Raw genomic sequence first — 15622 nt, 5'->3', positions numbered from 1 at the left:
CGCCGCGGACGAACACCATGGACACCTGGGCTCTGGTAGTCGCCACGGTCGCTTCCGAGTTCAGAGACCTTCACGAGGTCGAGGATCTCACGCGGGTCGTGGTGCGGCTGCTGGTGGCCGCGGCGTTGGGTGCGCTGCTCGGTCTGGAGCGCGAGCATGCGCACAAGTCGGCGGGGCTGCGCACGCACATGCTGGTGTCGCTGGGCTCGGCGCTGTTCGTGCTGATGGCGCTGCGCTCGGACTTCGGTCCGGAGGCGCTCGCCCGCGTGATCCAGGGCGTTGCCGCAGGCATCGGCTTCCTGTGCGCGGGCGCCATCCTCAAGTCGGAGACCTCCGAGCAGGTGCGCGGGCTCACCACCTCCGCCGGCCTGTGGATGACCACCGCCATCGGCCTCACGGCCGGCCTTGGCCACGAGGCGCTGGCCGTGCTGGGCACCGTGCTCGCCCTGGTGGTCCTGCGCCTGGAAGCTCCGGTGCGCCGCTGGGTACGCAAGGAGCAGGGCGAGCCGCAAGCCAGCGCGCCGTCCAGCCAGCCCGACGAGACGCCTTGACGCCGGCTCGCCGCGTGCCGTCGCGGCGCATCAATGCGGCTTACCGTTCGCATCAATGCCGGCCGTCATCGCCGCTAGCATGCGCTCCAGGAGGTTCACGCGATGCTCAAGCTCTTTATCGGCAACAAGAACTATTCGTCCTGGTCCATGCGGGCCTGGGTGCTCATGCGCCAGGCCGGAATTCCCTTCGACGAAGTCAAACTGCGCTTCGACTCCTTCGATGCCGATTCCAAGTTCAAGAATGCGCTGGCCCAGGTCAGCCCGGCCGGCACCGTGCCGGTGCTGGTCGATGAGAGCTTCGCGGTATGGGACTCGCTGGCCATCGCCGAATACCTGGCCGAGCGCTTCCCGGGCAAGCAGCTCTGGCCGGCCGACACCCGCGACCGTGCCCGCGCCCGCAGCATCTGCGCCGAGATGCATGCTGGCTTCACCGCCCTGCGCCAGCACTGTCCGATGAACATCGAAGCGACGCTGCGCGAGGCCGGCGAGCGCGTCTGGCGCGAGCAGCCGCAGGTGCGCGCGGACCTGGCCCGCATCGTCGCGATCTGGACCGAGCTGCTGGCCCAGCACCCGCACGGCGAGGGCATGCTGTTCGGGCGCTTCTCCATTGCCGACGCGTTCTTCGCGCCGGTGTGCATGCGCATCGTGAGCTATGCGCTGCCCGTGCCGGAGACGGTGCACACCTACATGGCCCGCGTGCGCGCGCTGCCCGGCGTGCGCGCCTGGATCGACGATGCGCTGGGTGAGCACGACTTCGTTCCGTTCGACGAGCCCTATCGCAGCGGCCGCTGAGGCGAAGTTTTCGGGCTCGCTACACTGGCCCGATGCAGATCTACGAAGTCGGAGGCGCGGTACGCGACGCCCTGCTCGGCCTGCCGGTGCACGATCGCGACTGGGTAGTGGTGGGCGCAACGCCTGAACAGATGATCCTTGCGGGCTTCCTGCCGGTCGGCAAGGATTTCCCCGTGTTCCTGCACCCCGAGACCCGCGAGGAACACGCGCTCGCGCGCACGGAGCGCAAGACCGCGCGTGGCTACCACGGCTTCAGCTTCCACGCCGATCCGGGCGTGACGCTCGAGCAGGATCTGGCCCGGCGCGATCTCACCATCAACGCCATGGCGCGGGGCGCCGACGGCGTGCTGGTCGATCCCTACGGCGGCCAGCGCGACCTGCATGCGCGCGTGCTGCGGCACGTGACCGAGGCCTTCCGCGAAGACCCCGTGCGCATCCTGCGGCTGGCCCGTTTTGCCGCGCGCTTTGCCGATTTCGCGATCGCGCCCGAGACCCTCACGCTCATGCGCGCGATGGTCGAGGAGGGCGAAGCCGATGCGCTGGTGGCCGAGCGCGTCTGGCAGGAGCTTGCCCGCGGGCTCATGGAGGCGCGGCCCTCGCGCATGTTCGAGGTGTTGCGCGCGTGCGGCGCGCTTGCCCGGCTGCTGCCGGAGGTCGATCGGCTCTGGGGCGTGCCCCAGCGGGCCGACTACCACCCCGAGGTGGACACCGGCGTGCACCTGATGATGGTGCTGGACATGAGCGCGCGCCTGCGCGCGCCGCTGCCGGTGCGCTTCGCCTGCCTCACGCACGACCTCGGCAAGGGCACCACTGCGCCCGACGTGCTGCCGCGCCATATCGGCCACGAGGAGCGCAGCGCGCGACTGCTCAAGGGCGTGACCGCGCGCCTGCGGGTGCCCACCGATTGCCGTGAGCTGGCCGAGGTCGTGGCCCGCGAGCACGGCAACATCCACCGCAGCGCGGGATTCGGCGCCGCGGCGCTCGTGCGCCTGCTGGAGCGTTGCGATGCGCTGCGCAAGCCGGACCGTTTCGCCGACGCGCTGCTCGCCTGCGAGTGCGACGCGCGCGGACGCCTCGGGCTGGAGGAATCTCCCTACCCTCAACGTGCGCACCTGCTGGCTGCGCTGGCGGCGGCGCAGTCGGTGGACACCGCAGCCGTCGCGCAGCGCGCCCAGAGCGCGGGGGCTGCTGGCCGCACGATCGGTGAATGGGTGCACCGCGCCCGCGTCAGCGCCGTCGCGGCGGCTGGCATCGTCAATGCGGCTGCCGGCGCCGCGTAGCCAGGTCGCTCGCAGGACCGGCAGATCGTTCTGAACAGCCGTTTCATCCGCATGTCGAGCAAGGCGCGTGGCGCGCCGCCCGGCCTCTTCCGTGGAGACGCGGCGCTGACGGCGCTGGAGGTGACAGCCCTCAGGATCGCCGCCCGCGGCAGGCGTTTGGGGCATTTCCATCCGGATGGTCTGCTTGGGGAACGGCACGCTGGCGGCCTTGACACGATCCACGGCCGAGAAGCGCACTTCCGACGCGGTCGATAGATAGTCCGATCGGTGCGAGTCGGTCCAGAACCGCAACTCGATCACGATGCCGTCCGGGTCTAGCGACCGCAGGCGCACGGACGGCTCGGGTTTCTGCAGCACTCCGGCGGTGTCGGATGCGGTTGCCAGAAGCTCGCGTGTGACGTGGCGCAGATCGACGTCGTATCCCAGGTGAAACTCCACGGATGCTCGCCGCACCGGTGATGCGGTGTTGTTCGTCACCCTGGAGGTGAACGTCTCCGCGTCGGGCACGACGCCAGCCGCCCGTCGTAGGTGGGCACGATCGTGGCGCGCAGTGCACACGGGCTCTATGCTTGAGCCCGCGCAGACTGCGAAGGCCTGCGTCACTGAAAAGACCACGCTGAAGACCGAGGGGGATCCGACCTGCATGCGCCGCTTTTTCCTGTCCACCGAGCTCTCCCGTCGCCAGCGCCGCCAGTACGTCCTGCTGGCCCTCTGTGGCGTGCTGCTGCTGGCCGCCGTAGCCGCCACGTGGCTCGCCGCCGGCTATCGAGATGCGACTGGCAGCGGCCCGGCGGAGCGTGGGTCGAACGCCGCGACTTCTGCGTCACCGGAGGCGCGGCACGCCGAGGCGCCGGTCGACAGCACTTCTGAGGGCGAGGCGGAGCTCGCGCGTGAAGACGCTGGCGCCGTCCAGGACGGCACCACCCAGCCCGCGGCCTTCAGGCCACCCCTCCTGAGTGACGATGCGAACCTGTCCTATGCGCGTCGAGGCGGGCTGCACCGTGCAGCCAATCCGCTGCTGCTGACGGCGAGCGCCGTGGTGCTGGCGGACCAGCACACTGGCGAGGTGCTCTACGCGCGCAACGACCGCGCCATCTTGCCCATCGCTTCCCTGACCAAGTTACTGACCGGCATCGTCGTCCTGGAATCCAAGCAGCCGTTGAGCGGGACGATCCGGATCGCGCAGGAGGACGTCGACAGGCTGCGCAACAGCCGCTCGCGCTTGCGCGTGGGCACGACGCTTACCCGCCGAGAGGCGTTGCGGCTGGCGCTGATGTCCAGCGAAAACCGGGCGGCGCACGCGCTGGCGCGCACCTTTCCCGGTGGTCCCGAGGCCTTCGTCGCCGCCATGAACACCAAAGCGCAGGCACTGGGCATGCGCCACAGCACGTTCGTCGATGCCACCGGCCTGTCCAACGGCAACCAGGCGACCGCGCGCGATGTGGCAACGCTCGTGACCGCGGCTGCGCGCTACCCGCTGCTGCGCAGCTATTCCACCACCTCCCGCCGTGTGGTCACGGTAGGTAAGACGCGGCTTCGCTACCTGAACTCGAACCGGCTGGTACGCACCGGCTGGCCGATCCAGCTGCAGAAGACCGGCTATATCGTCGAGGCCGGCCAGTGCATGGCCATGGCCTTGCGCACTGAGGGTCGCAAACTGGTCATGGTGCTGCTCGACTCCGGCAGCCGCGACACGCGGCGGGAAGACGCGCAGCGCCTGCGCCGATGGCTCGCGCGACAAAAGGGTTGACGCAGCGCCGGCCGCGTCGCCGCGAGGCTTGGCTGCGGGCCAGATGCAGGCCCGCCAAGCTCGCGCCCTGCTTCACGTCCCCGGCAGATGGGCGCGGAACGTTGCGCAACGCTTCCGTGTATTCGTTCGTGTCTCCTCTTTCTGCGTGGCAGCTTGCGGACGCAGTCTGTCGGTCGGTTCGGACACGCGGCGGGCCTCGAAGGGGGGAAGTTGCTGCATTCTCACGGGGGCTTTTCAGCCACTTCTGACGACTACACACAGCGCGCCCATGCTTGCCGATGCATCCCTCCTCGTGAATGCCTCTGTTCTGGTGGGCGTGGCCCTGGTGATCGGATGGACCGGCGTGCGGCTGTCAAGGCTTGCGGATCAGCTGAGCGATCGGCTGGGGTTGGGAGAGTCCATCGGAGGCACGTTCTTCCTGGGTGCGGTCACGTCCCTGCCAGAGATCGCGGCTTCGGTCCTGGCCGCATTGGAGGGGCGCCCGGCGCTCGCGCTCGGAAATGCGATCGGCGGAATCGCTTTGCAAACCACGTTCCTTGCCGCCGCCGACATCGCGCACCGCAAGGCGAATCTCGAGCACGCCGCCGCCTCGGTGCCGAACATGATCCAGACCGGCGTGCTGATCGCGTTGCTGGGGCTCGTTCTCATGGGATTCTCTGGGCCGGACGTCACGGTAGGCCATGTGCACGTGATCTCGCCCCTGCTCGTCCTCGCCGGGATGGCCGGACTGTGGCTGGCATGGAAGGCCAGGCGGCACCCCATGTGGAAGCCGACGAAAACCGACGAGACGGTGGTCGATGTACCTGAGGAGGGACAAACTTCGGCGAGTCTTCCCCGGATGCTCGTGGAGTTCGGTGTCATCGCATCGGTGATTGCGGTGGCCGGGGGCTTGGCTGCCCACACCAGCGGGAACATCGCTGATCAGACCGGCATGAACGAGGCACTGGCCGGCGCTCTCCTCACGGGCGTTGCGACCTCCCTGCCGGAACTGGTCACGACAGTGGCTGCCGTGAGGCGCGGCGCACTGACCCTGGCGGTCAGCGATATCGTGGGCGGCAGCCTTCTGGACGTACTGCTTGTCGCGATCGCCGACCTTGCGTTCGTCGGCGGATCCATCTTCCATGCACGTGGCGTGGGGGCAGACGAGAGCTTCATCGCAGCACTCGCGATCGTGCTCAACACCGTGCTGCTGGTCGGTCTGCTGTACCGGCAGCGCGACGGTCCCGGGAAGATCGGGTTCGAAAGCGTGACGATCGTAGCGCTGTACCTTGGTGGATTTGCCGTTCTCAGCCTGCTGTGACCTCTCTCGTGCGCGTAAGGCGGCGGCGTAGGGTGGCGTTCGGCATCGCGGCATCTGCAGGGCCGCGCCGCTGCGGCTGCGGCTGCGGCTGCGGTCGCACTCTATCTCCCGGAGCGATGCAGCCAGCCGATACGCTCCTACGCTCGTACACGCCAGCGCCGCCTCAGCCATGGCTCCCGACCCGGCGACCATGGCGGTCACGCAATCGATCGTTGCGGTCTACCCGTCGCCCGCACGGCGCTGCTGCTGGAAAGGCTCCGGTTTCGGCAAGCCGCTGCTTCAAAGGAAGGACCACATCATGGTGCCACTTGTCCTGTGGCTGCTCGGCGTACCGCTGATCGCGGTCGTGCTTCTCATGCTCCTGGGCATCTTCTGAGCGCCGATGCAAGCCGGCTGCCCTCCAGGCGTTCCCTTGTAGCGACGTGCTCGACATACTCGGTCTTGATCTGGACCAGAGCGCACTGCGTTGGTGGCACATGCTGGCGCGCGCTGTGGTGGTCTACCTGTTCGCCATCGTCCTCGTGCGCCTCGGCGAAAAGCGCTTCATCGGCAAATCGACGGCTTTCGACGTCCTGTTGGCCATCATGCTCGGATCGGTCCTGAGCCGCGCGATCACGGGGTCGAGTCCCTTCGTTCCCAGCCTTGCTGCGTCCCTCGGACTGGTGGCGATGCATTTCCTGCTTGCCGCAATCGCTTTCCGAAGCCACCGTTTCGGGGGGTGGATAAAGGGTGAGTCGCGCCTGCTGGTTTCGGATGGACGGATCCTGTGGGACAACATGCGCAAGAGCCACGTAAGCGAGGGTGACCTCATGCTCGCACTGCGCGAGAACGGGAAGACGGACGACCTGGCCCGCGTCCGTGTCGCTCGCTTGGAGCGCAGCGGTTCGATCAGCGTGCTGCTCAGAGAGAACGAATGAAGCACCCACTGGCTGGTGGTGGTGATGAGGAGCGACGACGGCACCACCGCTGGCCCGACGAGCCCTACGCGAACGGAGCGCTTGGTCCGAGCCTGCCGGCAATGCGCTGCATGGACGATAGACGGTCGAGAGGCAAGGAGCATTCGCTTGCCACGCCAGCAACACTCTAGACAAGGACACCTCATGAACTTCAAGCCGACGATTCTTGCAGCAGCTTTCGGAATTGCCAGCGGCATGGCCCTGGCACAAAGCCAGCCGACGCCGCTGGGGGGGCCGGCCGCCACCGGCGGCAGCAGCGCAAGCCCTGCCGGTGCAGGGACGTACAACAGCACCACCGGCTCCAAGGATGGTGCAAGGAACTCTTCCAGCGGGTCGTCCTCCCCCTCCGCTGCTTCCGGCGCGCCGGGCACCGGGACCTTGGGAGCCGCTTCGTCGGGAGCGTCGTCGGCCTCGGACCCCGTCCAGCGCCTCGAAACAGCCAGCGACCGGCTGCGTGATTCGGTGAAGGAGATCAAGGACAAGAGCGCCGGCGCCGAACGCCAGGACGCGATCCGCAAGGCCGAGCAGGCGTTGACCGAGACGCAGATGGCTCTGCAAGGGCTGCGGTCCCAGTCGATGGGTGCCGGCGGCAGCGGAGCCACGTCGGGAGCGGGTGCCGGAACATCGGCCGCACCTGTCGGCTCCGGCTCCGGCAGCACCAGCTCCGGTAGCCCGGGTGCTGCGGGGGCTACCACTCGCTGAGTGGCTATAAGCGAAGGCCGACGTGTGTCGGCGTCTTCGCAGCGGTAAATTTCCTGGGCCGGCCATGGCGCCGTGAGGCGCTGACCGGTTCCCGCCAGCGGGAAGGAGATTCGACGGCTAGTCGAGCAGCGCGACGGCGCCGAAGTCCCCCACCCGCAGCCCCAGCCCGGCTGGCAGCAGCTCGCAGCCCGCGGTGAGCGAGGGCAGCCGGCTCTTCAACTGCGCGGCCAGTCGCGGCAGCAGCAGGGTCTGGTTGTTGAGGAACACCGCCCCGCCCAGGCTGATGCGTTCGAGATCGAGCACGGCAGTGATGTTGTGCAGGGCTCGCCCCATCACGCGGCACAGCTCGTCCACCGTCGCCAGCGCCTGGGCGTCGCCCTGACCGGCGCGTGCAAACAGGGCGTGCGCCGGCGCGCCGAGGCGCCGCTCCAGGGCGTATCCACCGACCAGCGCTTCGATGTCTCCGACGTTGCCGCACCCGCAGACGGCGTGGGCATCGTCGGACGCGAAGCTGTGGCCCAGGTGGCCTGCGTTCCCCTGCTTGCCGTGCAGGACCCGCCCGTCCACGCACAGCCCGCAGCCCACCCCGGTGCTCCAGGTGACGTAGGCGCAGTGCGAGGCGCCTTGCAGCGCCCCCCAGCGGCGCTCGGCTTCGAGCGCGGCGACGGCGTCGTTCTCGATGCGCACCCGCGCAAAGCGCCGCAGCAGGGGAGCCTCCAGGGGCGCGGTGCCCCAGTCGTTGGGAAGTCGTCCGTGCGAGCCCGGAAGGCCGCCGCAGATGTTGGGTGTGGCCAGCTCGATGCGGCCATCGCACAGCACGAACGGGCCGGGCGCGGCAACGCCGACCTGCTGCACCTGTGCCGGGTCGATGCGCAGCTCGGCGCAGGCCTCTGCGACCATTCGGATGCATTGCAGCGCGACGGCTTCGGAGGTGCCGGTGTGCGCGGTGGGCTCGTGGCGCCGCGCCAGCAGCTCCAGGGGGCGGGCGGGATCGTTCAGGCTGACCGAGACTTTGGTGCCTCCGATGTCGATGCACGCGCGCATGCCAGGCGCTCCTATAGCAGGCGGGATATGCCGGCCGCAATCAGGCTCAGCAGGATGGTGGTGGTGAGCGGAATGAACCATTCCCGCCCGAACAGGCGAAAGCGCAGGTCGCCCGGCAGCTTGCCGAAGCCAATGCGGTGCAGCAGCGGCGTGAACCAGCTGATCAGCATCAGCGCGAGGAAGATGACGATGACCCAGCGAATCATGCTCAGAGTGTAGGGGTGCGGTCGCCGGCCCTGAAACCGAGTGCATCCCAGAAGGGGCCGCGGTGGAAGGCGATCACCTTGAACAGCTCGCCCATCTCGTGCTCGGCTATCAGCCGCTGCGCGTCGGTGCGCTCGCGCAGCGGTGCGGCCGCGAGATGCTCGGCCAGTCCGCAGTTGAGGAGGAAGCGGGCCTGGCTGGTGTAGCCCAGCGTCGGCAGGCCGGCCTCCTGCGCGGCGAGGGCGACACCCGTGAAGTTCACGTGGGCGGTGATGTCCTTCTGCCCGAGCTCCGACAGCGGATCGGTGTCCGCGCGGTGGGCGCGATGGCACATCAGCGTGCCCATGTGGCGTTGCGGGTGGTAGTACTCGGCTTCGGGAAAACCGTAGTCGATGAAGAAGGCGGCGCCGCGCTCGAGGCGGTCGGCCAGGGTGCGCACGAATGCCTCGGCCTGCAGGTGCAGTTCGGTCAGGTAATCGCCTCCGGCGCTCTCCACGGGTGGACGCAGCGCGGTGGGGTGCTCGGCCCAGGTGAAGTGATCCTGCTGCCAGCACACGCCGCGCTCGTGCCACTGCCCGTCCAGCCGCGCCAGCAGCTTGACCGGCATCGCATCGAGCACCTCGTTACCCACCACCACGCCCGCCATGCGCTCGGGCAGCTCGACGGCCCACTGCACGCGATCGGCAAATGGCGCCAGCGTCTGCTGCTGCCGCGCCCGCAGGGACGCTGAGAGCTCGACGATGGTGTAGCGGCGCACGCGGGAGCCGAGCGCGCCGAGCAGCTGCTCGGCCAGGGCCCCGGAGCCGGCGCCGAACTCCCACACCTCGTCGCAGCCGGTGGCGTCGAGCGCGTCGGCCACCGCCGCCGCGAGGCTCTGCCCGAACAGCGGGCTCATTTCGGGCGCGGTCACGAAATCGCTGCCGGACGCGGGAAGGCGCCCGAACTTGCGCGAGGCGTTGGCGTAGTAGCCCAGGCCCGGCGCGTACAGCGCGAGGGCCATGAAGCGGTCGAAGGGCAGCCAGCCGCCCGCGCGTTCGATGGAGGCGCGCACCAGGGCCTGCAGGGCGCTCGTTACACTGGCCGGGTTCTCGGATGTCACCCGCCGATTGTCCGCGCAATGTCCACCCCCCGGTCCGCTCCCCAGCCCGCTCCGCAACCCGTCGTCCTTGTCACCGGCGCCGCCCGACGGCTCGGCCGCGAGACTGCGCTCGGCCTGGCCGCGGCCGGCTGGCACGTGGCGGTGCACTACCGCGGCTCGGTCGGCGAAGCGGAGCAGGCCGCGCATGACTGCGCCGCGCTCGGCGTCGCCAGCGCGTGCTTCCAGGCCGACCTGGCCGACGAATCCGCCGCGCGGGAGCTCGTTGCGCGCGTGGTGCGCCATTTCGGCCGCTGCGACGCGCTGGTCAACAGCGCCTCGCTGTTCGAACACGACAGCGCAGACAGCTTCAGCTACGCCGCCCTGTGGTCCCACATGGCCGCCAACACGGCAGCGCCGGTGCTGCTCGCGCGCATGCTGCACGCCCACCTGGCCGAGCGCCAGGGGCAGGGGGCGGTGGTGAACCTGCTCGACCAGAAGCTCTGGAACCCCAACCCCGACTTCTTCAGCTACACCCTGTCCAAGGCCGCCCTGGAGTGCGCCACCACGCTGCTGGCCCAGGCGCTCGCACCGCGGCTGCGGGTGGTTGGCGTGGCGCCCGGCCTCACGCTCACCAGCCACATGCTCTCCCAGGAGAAGTTTCGCGAACTGCACCGGCTCTCGCCCCTGGGCCGCTCCTCGACGCCCGCCGACGTGGTGGCGACGGTGCGCTTCGCCCTGGAGAACGCATCGATCACCGGCACCACGCTGATCGTCGATGGCGGCCAGCACCTGATGCCCTTCGACCGCGACTTTTCCCTCATGTGATGAGCAAAGGCACCCAGATCCTCACCCTTACGGGGCTGCGCTTCGATGCCAACCTCGGCATCCTCGATCATGAGAAATCGTCGCCGCAGCCGATCCGCGTCGATGCCGAGCTCAACCTCGGCACGCAGCCGCTGCTGCCGCACGACGACGACATCCTGCACGTGCTCGACTACCGCAAGGTGCGCACCATCGTCATCGACGAGTGCACGGCGGTGCACGTGAATCTGCTGGAGAGCCTGATCGGCAAGGTGGCGCACCGGCTGATGCAGCTGCCCGGCGTCATCGGCGTGCGGGTGCAGATCGCCAAGCTGGAGATCTTCGAGGACTGCGAAGTGGCGATCCGCGTCGAAACCGGGCAGTGGTAGCCGGGTCGCGGCGGCGCCTCACGCGCCGTGGGCCGGCGCCGCCACCGGCACGCACTCCCGCGTCGCAGCGGCGAGAGCTTCGGCGAATGCCGGGTCGTTGATGTGCGCAGGCACCTCGACGAGCCGGTGCGAATCGCTCGCCTCGAAGTGCTGTGCCAGCGCCTCGAACAGCGCCGCATCCGCCTGCGGATCGTGGAACGGCGCGCCCGGCGCGTCCAGGGCGGACAGCCCGTGCAGCGGCAGCAGCAGTCGCACCGGGCCGCGCGCGCGGTTCAGGCGCTCGGCCAGCGTGCGCCCGGCCAGGCGCAGCTCCTCGGCAGTGCTGCGCATCAGGGTCACGTTGGCGTTGTGGGCATGGAAGCGCCGGCCCTGGAAGCGCTGCGGCACCGTATCCGGGGCAAACCAGTTCACCATGTCCATGGCGCCGACCGATCCGATCCAGGGCAGTCCGTGCCGGCTGGCGGCTTCCAGCCGGCCGGGGCCGGCGTCGCACACGCCGCCGACGATGTGTTGCAGCACCTCGGTGGTGGTCACATCGACGATGCCGTCCAGCAGGCCCGATGCGGCCAGCGCCTCCATCGCGCGGCCGCCCGACCCGTTGGCGTGGAACACCTGCACGTCGAAGCGATCCGCGAGCGCCGCGCGCAGCGCCTGCACGCAGGGCGTCGTCACGCCGAACATGGTGCAGCCCAGGGCGGGGCGGGTGTCGTCGCCCGCAGTGCTGCGGGGAGCGAGCACCATGCCCGCCATCGCATGCGCCGCGTTGGCGAGGATGGTGCGCGAGAGGCGGTTGAGCCCGGCGATGTCGGTCACCGGGAACATCAGCGTCATGTCCACCACGCCGACGAAGGCGCTGACATCCCCCGCGGCCATGGTGGACACCAGCAGCTTGGGCGTGCCGATCGGCAGCAGCCGCATGGCCGGTGCGATGAGGGAGGTGCCGCCGGAGCCGCCCACGCCGAGCATGCCGGCGATGGCGCCCTCGCGCATGCGCTCTTCGACCAGCGCGCACAGCGCCGTGCTCATCGCCGAAACGGAACTGCCCCGGTCGCTGCCGAAGACCGCCTGCCGCCCGCCGGGGTGGTGGCCCGCCACGTCCTCGGCGGCGATGTCCGCCTGCGCGGTGGGGCTGCGCGTGCCCACATCGACGGCGGTGACGGCCACGCCGCGCGCACGCAGCAGCCCGCACAGGTAGGCGAGCTCCTCCGCCTTGGTGTCCCAGGTGCCGACCACCCACACGCTGGCCATGGTGCCTAGCGTCCGGTGCGGCGCGCCTGATCGACGCACTCGAAGAAGGTGCGGAAGGTGCCCTCCACCCGGGCAATGGCTTCGGCCTCCTCCTCCTTGGGCACCTCGAACTCGGCCCACCATTGGCCGAAGCAGCGGTTGCCCTCGGTCACCGGGAACAGCCGCATCTCGGCGACGTAGTTCTTCCAGTTGGCATCGATGTGCAGGATGCGGTAGCGGCACAGGTGCTCGTCGTCGGACAGCGCGAGCAGCTGCTCGCGCAGGTAGCCCCCTTCACGCACCTCGAAGCGGCGCACGCAGCCGACCTGGTCCGCCGGCCGGCCTTCCTCGATGGTGGAGTTCTGGAAGTAGGGGTGGTAGTTGCCCAGGGCGCCGAAGTCGCGCAGGAAGGCCCAGGCTTCCTGCAGCGTCGCGTCCATCACTGCGCTTACGTACACGCGGGTCATGCGTCGGCTCCTTCAGAGATCGAGTTGCTTGTAGCGCTTGACGTGCGCCGTGATGGCCACCTCGGTGGGCAGCCGCTCCATGCTGCTGGCGCCGTAGAAGCCGTTGCAGTGCTGGCTGTGGCGCATCACGTAGGCGGCGTCCTCGGGCAGGGCGATGCGGCCGCCGTGGGCGATCACGATGACGTCCTTGCGCACCTTGCGGGCGGCTTCGGCCCATTCGTCGATCAGGCGCACCGACTCCTCGAGCGAGGGCGCGGTCTCCGCGCCGATCGTGCCGCCGACGGTCACGCCCATGTGGGGCACGATGAAGTCGGCCCCGGCCTGCGTCATGGCCACGGCTTCGTCGGCGGAGAAGACGTAGGGCGTGGTCAGCAGGTCGAGTTCGTGGGCCTGTCTGATCATGTCTACTTCGGTGGCGAAGCGGATGCCGGTCTCTTCCAGGCTCTGGCGAAAGCGGCCGTCGATGATGCCCACCGTCGGGAAATTCTGGACACCGGAAAAACCCAGCTCCTTGAGCCGGCGCAGGAACACCGGCATCACGATGAAGGGGTCGGTGCCGTTCACGCCGGCGAGCACCGGCGTGCGCTGCACCACCGGCAGCACTTCGCCGGCCATCTCGAGAACGATCTCGTTGGCGTTGCCGTAGGCCAGCAGGCCAGCCGACGAGGCGCGCCCGGCCATGCGGTAGCGGCCCGAGTTGTAGATCACGATGAGGTCGATTCCGGCGGCCTCTTCGCACTTGGCCGAAATGCCGGTGCCGGCGCCGCCGCCCACGATGGGCTCGCGGCGGCGGACCATGTCCTGGAACCGCTCCATCAGGGCGCGGCGTTCAAAGTAGGGCATAGGACTCCTGTTTTCTTGCCCGAAAGGGCGAACGTATGATCCCCAGCGCATGGCCGAGCACGTCGACCTTACGGTGGAAACCCATGTCATGGGGAGCCGCACGACCCTCACGGTCGTGCGGGCGGAGCAGTGCGAGGCGCTGGCAGCGCTGCACATTGCCCACGTGGCGGTGATCGACGCGTGCGCACCGTACGCGGTGGTGCGCACCAACCTCAGCGGCGCCTTCCTGCAGGTCTGCCTCGACGGTGCCGGGCAGACCCTGCTCGACGGGCGCTGGTACGCGCACCGGCCCGGGGTGGCCAGCTTCTCGCCCGCGCATGCGCTGCACGCCTTCCACTGCGTGCCGCGCAAGCGCTGGCGCACGGCCTGGGTGCGCTTCATGCCCACCTCGCCGCGCTCGGTGCACGGCGCCCTGGCGCCGAGCATGATGCGCTTCGACGGCACGGTGCTCGAGCACGCCATCCTGGGGCTGTCGCAGGAGGTCGCCACGGGCAACGACCCCGGAACCTGCGCGGTCTGGGTCGATGTGATCGACCGCTACGCGACGCGGCTGCTCGATCCGCTGCAGCGCGAGCCGCGGCTGGTCCTGGTGTGGAATGCGGTAGCCGGCGACCTCGCCCGCGACTGGTCGCTCAAGGAGCTGGCGCGCCTGGCGAGCACCAGCGAAGAGCACCTGCGCAGGCTCTGCCAGAAGAGCCTGGGGCGCAGCCCGGGCCGCCAGCTCGCGACCATGCGCATCGCGCGGGCCGCCCACCTGCTGGCCACCACCGGCGAGAAGGTCGAGGCGATCGCGCGCGAAGTCGGCTACGCGAACTCCTTCGCCTTCTCGAACACCTTCAAGCGCCTCACCGGGCTGCGGCCCTCCGACTTCCGGGCCCATCCGCGGCGGCACGAAGATCCGTCCGGGCTGCATTGAACGGGCCTGCACGCCGGATCAGGACGCCTTCTTCACGAGGTAGCAGCTGCTCTGCTCCAGGGGCATGAAGGCCTGGTTGCCGGGGATGGTCTTGACCAGCTTGAGGTAGTCCCAGGGGTGCTTGGACTCGGCCGGAGTCTTCACTTCCCAAAGGTACATGTCGTGCACCATGCGGCCGTCCGCACGAATGGTGCCGTTCTTCGTGAACATGTCGTTGATCGGGCGCTTGCGCATCTCGGCGGAGACCGCGTCGGCATCATCGGTGCCGGCGGCCTGGACGGCGCGCAGGTAGTGCAGCGTGGACGAGTAGTCGCCCGCGTGCGCCATGTTCGGCATATTGCCCACGCGCTGCTGGAAGCGCTTGGCGAAGGCGCGGGAGTCCTCGTTCATGTCCCAGTACCAGGCATTGGTGAGCACCATGCCCTGCGCCGTCTGCAAGCCCAGCGAGTGGATGTCGTTGATCCACAGCAGCAGCCCGGCGAGCTTCTGGTTCTTGGTGATGCCGAACTCGTTGGCCGCCTTGACCGCGTTCACGGCGTCGGCGCCGGTGGACGCGAGGCCGACGATCTTGGCCTTGGATGCCTGGGCCTGCAGCATGTAGGACGAGAAGTCCGTGGTGCCCAGCGGGTGGCGTGCGGCGCCTAGGACCTTGCCGTTGGACTTGCGCACGATATCGCCGACCTGCTGCTCGAGCCCGTGGCCGAAGGCGAAATCGACGGTCAGGAAGAACCACGTGTCGCCGCCGTTCTCGACCACCGCGCGGCCGGTGCCGTTGGCCAGCGAGTACGCGTCGTAGGCGTAGTGCACCGCGTAGGGCGAGCACTGGGCGTTGGTGATGCCCACGTTCGACGCGTTGTTGACGATCACGTGGCGCTTCTTCTCCTTGGCCAGGCCGGCGACCGCGAGTGCCACGCCCGAGTTGGCGAGGTCGTTGATCATGTCCACGCCGCCGATGTCGAACCACTCGCGGGCCTTCGCGGCGCCGATGTCGGCCTTGTTCTGGTGGTCGGCCGAGACCACCTCGATGCGCTTGCCGAACATGGTGCCGCCGAAATCCTCGACGGCCATCTTCACGGCTTCGACCGCGCCCTTGCCCGAGATGTCGGCATACACGCCGGACAGGTCGGTGAGCACGCCGATGCGCAGCACGTCGTCGGTCAGCTTGCCGGCGGGCGCCTGGGCAGGTGCCTGGGCACTGGCCGTGCCCAGGGTGCCGAGGACAACGGACGCCGCCCCGATGCATTGCAGGTACTTTTTCATAGTCTCCTCGTCTGGTGGGCCCCGGGCACGAACGCCAGGGCTGCGCTTATCGTAGGCACGCG

General features: G+C 69.1%; 18 protein-coding genes and 1 pseudogene. 11 read left to right on the top strand and 8 right to left on the bottom strand.

What is annotated here, in order from left to right:
- The first annotated feature begins 17 nt into the window (after positions 1-17).
- From WG922_RS01460 to WG922_RS01450, 3 genes are all read left to right on the top strand, one after another.
- Positions 18-551, top strand: a complete 534-nt coding sequence (locus WG922_RS01460) for an MgtC/SapB family protein (protein WP_340280118.1) — start codon at positions 18-20, stop codon at positions 549-551.
- 102 nt (positions 552-653) lie between these two features.
- Complete coding sequence (locus WG922_RS01455) at positions 654-1343, top strand: glutathione S-transferase family protein (protein ID WP_340280117.1); 690 nt, start codon at positions 654-656, stop codon at positions 1341-1343.
- 32 nt (positions 1344-1375) lie between these two features.
- Positions 1376-2623, top strand: coding sequence for a multifunctional CCA addition/repair protein (locus WG922_RS01450; RefSeq protein WP_340280116.1), 1248 nt, complete (start codon positions 1376-1378; stop codon positions 2621-2623).
- A 219-nt stretch (positions 2624-2842) separates the two neighbouring features.
- Here the strand turns inward: WG922_RS01450 and WG922_RS21945 are convergent.
- Positions 2843-3268: pseudogene (locus WG922_RS21945) on the bottom strand (hypothetical protein); the annotation flags it as partial.
- Between WG922_RS21945 and WG922_RS01445 the strand changes: the two are divergent.
- The 5 genes from WG922_RS01445 (at position 3189) to WG922_RS01425 (ending at position 7331) form a co-directional block, all read left to right on the top strand.
- Entirely contained in the window at positions 3189-4373 is a 1185-nt protein-coding gene (locus WG922_RS01445; protein ID WP_340280115.1) for a D-alanyl-D-alanine carboxypeptidase family protein, read from the top strand. The pseudogene WG922_RS21945 and the gene WG922_RS01445 overlap by 80 nt on opposite strands.
- Before the next feature lie 268 nt (positions 4374-4641).
- Complete coding sequence (locus WG922_RS01440; RefSeq protein ID WP_340280114.1) at positions 4642-5673, top strand: sodium:calcium antiporter; 1032 nt, start codon at positions 4642-4644, stop codon at positions 5671-5673.
- Between the two features lie 169 nt (positions 5674-5842).
- Positions 5843-6049 (top strand): hypothetical protein, encoded by a 207-nt coding sequence (locus WG922_RS01435; RefSeq protein WP_340280113.1) that lies wholly within the window; start codon positions 5843-5845, stop codon positions 6047-6049.
- 46 nt (positions 6050-6095) lie between these two features.
- Entirely contained in the window at positions 6096-6590 is a 495-nt protein-coding gene (locus tag WG922_RS01430) for a DUF421 domain-containing protein (RefSeq protein WP_340280112.1), read from the top strand.
- A 183-nt stretch (positions 6591-6773) separates the two neighbouring features.
- Positions 6774-7331 (top strand): hypothetical protein, encoded by a 558-nt coding sequence (locus WG922_RS01425; protein ID WP_340280110.1) that lies wholly within the window; start codon positions 6774-6776, stop codon positions 7329-7331.
- Positions 7332-7448: 117 nt separating this feature from the next.
- Here WG922_RS01425 and WG922_RS01420 read toward each other — a convergent pair whose 3' ends face one another.
- Genes WG922_RS01420 through WG922_RS01410 form a run of 3 tightly spaced genes read right to left on the bottom strand, consistent with a single transcriptional unit; the run spans position 7449 to position 9678 of the window.
- Positions 7449-8375, bottom strand: coding sequence for an ROK family protein (locus WG922_RS01420; protein WP_340280108.1), 927 nt, complete (start codon positions 8373-8375; stop codon positions 7449-7451).
- A gap of 11 nt (positions 8376-8386) precedes the next feature.
- Positions 8387-8581, bottom strand: a complete 195-nt coding sequence (locus WG922_RS01415; protein WP_340280107.1) for a DUF2905 domain-containing protein — start codon at positions 8579-8581, stop codon at positions 8387-8389.
- Between the two features lie 2 nt (positions 8582-8583).
- A complete protein-coding gene (locus WG922_RS01410; RefSeq protein ID WP_340280106.1) occupies positions 8584-9678 on the bottom strand; it encodes a class I SAM-dependent methyltransferase in 1095 nt (364 codons plus the stop codon).
- An 18-nt stretch (positions 9679-9696) separates the two neighbouring features.
- Here WG922_RS01410 and WG922_RS01405 point away from each other — a divergent pair, with 18 nt between their 5' ends.
- Both WG922_RS01405 and WG922_RS01400 read left to right on the top strand, forming a co-directional pair.
- Complete coding sequence (locus WG922_RS01405) at positions 9697-10482, top strand: SDR family oxidoreductase (RefSeq protein ID WP_340280104.1); 786 nt, start codon at positions 9697-9699, stop codon at positions 10480-10482.
- The gene (locus tag WG922_RS01400) at positions 10482-10847 is read left to right on the top strand and encodes a dihydroneopterin aldolase (RefSeq protein ID WP_340280102.1); all 366 of its coding nucleotides are present in this window, start codon (positions 10482-10484) and stop codon (positions 10845-10847) included. Before WG922_RS01405 ends, WG922_RS01400 begins: the two co-directional genes overlap by 1 nt.
- 18 nt (positions 10848-10865) lie before the next feature.
- Here WG922_RS01400 and WG922_RS01395 read toward each other — a convergent pair whose 3' ends face one another.
- From WG922_RS01395 to WG922_RS01385, 3 genes are read right to left on the bottom strand one after another with little or no spacing between them, the layout of a single operon-like run.
- Positions 10866-12095: a Tm-1-like ATP-binding domain-containing protein gene (locus WG922_RS01395; protein WP_340280101.1), complete on the bottom strand. Its 1230-nt coding sequence runs from the start codon at positions 12093-12095 to the stop codon at positions 10866-10868.
- Between the two features lie 5 nt (positions 12096-12100).
- Entirely contained in the window at positions 12101-12541 is a 441-nt protein-coding gene (locus WG922_RS01390; protein WP_340280100.1) for an SRPBCC family protein, read from the bottom strand.
- Positions 12542-12553: 12 nt separating this feature from the next.
- Positions 12554-13384, bottom strand: coding sequence for a phosphoenolpyruvate hydrolase family protein (locus tag WG922_RS01385; protein WP_340280099.1), 831 nt, complete (start codon positions 13382-13384; stop codon positions 12554-12556).
- A 49-nt stretch (positions 13385-13433) separates the two neighbouring features.
- Between WG922_RS01385 and WG922_RS01380 the strand changes: the two genes are divergently transcribed.
- A complete protein-coding gene (locus WG922_RS01380; RefSeq protein WP_340280097.1) occupies positions 13434-14300 on the top strand; it encodes a helix-turn-helix transcriptional regulator in 867 nt (288 codons plus the stop codon).
- 18 nt (positions 14301-14318) lie between these two features.
- On the opposite strand, the gene WG922_RS01375 is transcribed toward WG922_RS01380, so the two are convergent.
- Positions 14319-15560 carry an ABC transporter substrate-binding protein gene (locus tag WG922_RS01375; protein ID WP_340280096.1) on the bottom strand — a complete coding sequence of 414 codons (1242 nt, stop codon included), beginning with the start codon at positions 15558-15560 and terminating at the stop codon, positions 14319-14321.
- Positions 15561-15622: the final 62 nt, after the last annotated feature.

This window comes from Ramlibacter sp. AN1015 (assembly GCF_037726105.1).
In the GTDB taxonomy this organism is placed as follows: domain Bacteria; phylum Pseudomonadota; class Gammaproteobacteria; order Burkholderiales; family Burkholderiaceae_C; genus Ramlibacter.
This window is presented reverse-complemented; position numbering and strand designations above follow the sequence as displayed.

Bases quoted from the DNA above. Each gene is read 5' to 3' on its own strand.
- WG922_RS01460 (WP_340280118.1), top strand. From the start codon at position 18: ATGGACACCTGGGCTCTGGTAGTCGCCACGGTCGCTTCCGAGTTCAGA.
- WG922_RS01455 (WP_340280117.1), top strand. From the start codon at position 654: ATGCTCAAGCTCTTTATCGGCAACAAGAACTATTCGTCCTGGTCCATG.
- WG922_RS01450 (WP_340280116.1), top strand. From the start codon at position 1,376: ATGCAGATCTACGAAGTCGGAGGCGCGGTACGCGACGCCCTGCTCGGC.
- WG922_RS01445 (WP_340280115.1), top strand. From the start codon at position 3,189: ATGCTTGAGCCCGCGCAGACTGCGAAGGCCTGCGTCACTGAAAAGACC.
- WG922_RS01440 (WP_340280114.1), top strand. From the start codon at position 4,642: ATGCTTGCCGATGCATCCCTCCTCGTGAATGCCTCTGTTCTGGTGGGC.
- WG922_RS01435 (WP_340280113.1), top strand. From the start codon at position 5,843: ATGGCTCCCGACCCGGCGACCATGGCGGTCACGCAATCGATCGTTGCG.
- WG922_RS01425 (WP_340280110.1), top strand. From the start codon at position 6,774: ATGAACTTCAAGCCGACGATTCTTGCAGCAGCTTTCGGAATTGCCAGC.
- WG922_RS01420 (WP_340280108.1), bottom strand. From the start codon at position 8,375: ATGCGCGCGTGCATCGACATCGGAGGCACCAAAGTCTCGGTCAGCCTG.
- WG922_RS01415 (WP_340280107.1), bottom strand. From the start codon at position 8,581: ATGATTCGCTGGGTCATCGTCATCTTCCTCGCGCTGATGCTGATCAGC.
- WG922_RS01405 (WP_340280104.1), top strand. From the start codon at position 9,697: ATGTCCACCCCCCGGTCCGCTCCCCAGCCCGCTCCGCAACCCGTCGTC.
- WG922_RS01400 (WP_340280102.1), top strand. From the start codon at position 10,482: ATGAGCAAAGGCACCCAGATCCTCACCCTTACGGGGCTGCGCTTCGAT.
- WG922_RS01395 (WP_340280101.1), bottom strand. From the start codon at position 12,095: ATGGCCAGCGTGTGGGTGGTCGGCACCTGGGACACCAAGGCGGAGGAG.
- WG922_RS01390 (WP_340280100.1), bottom strand. From the start codon at position 12,541: ATGACCCGCGTGTACGTAAGCGCAGTGATGGACGCGACGCTGCAGGAA.
- WG922_RS01385 (WP_340280099.1), bottom strand. From the start codon at position 13,384: ATGCCCTACTTTGAACGCCGCGCCCTGATGGAGCGGTTCCAGGACATG.
- WG922_RS01380 (WP_340280097.1), top strand. From the start codon at position 13,434: ATGGCCGAGCACGTCGACCTTACGGTGGAAACCCATGTCATGGGGAGC.
- WG922_RS01375 (WP_340280096.1), bottom strand. From the start codon at position 15,560: ATGAAAAAGTACCTGCAATGCATCGGGGCGGCGTCCGTTGTCCTCGGC.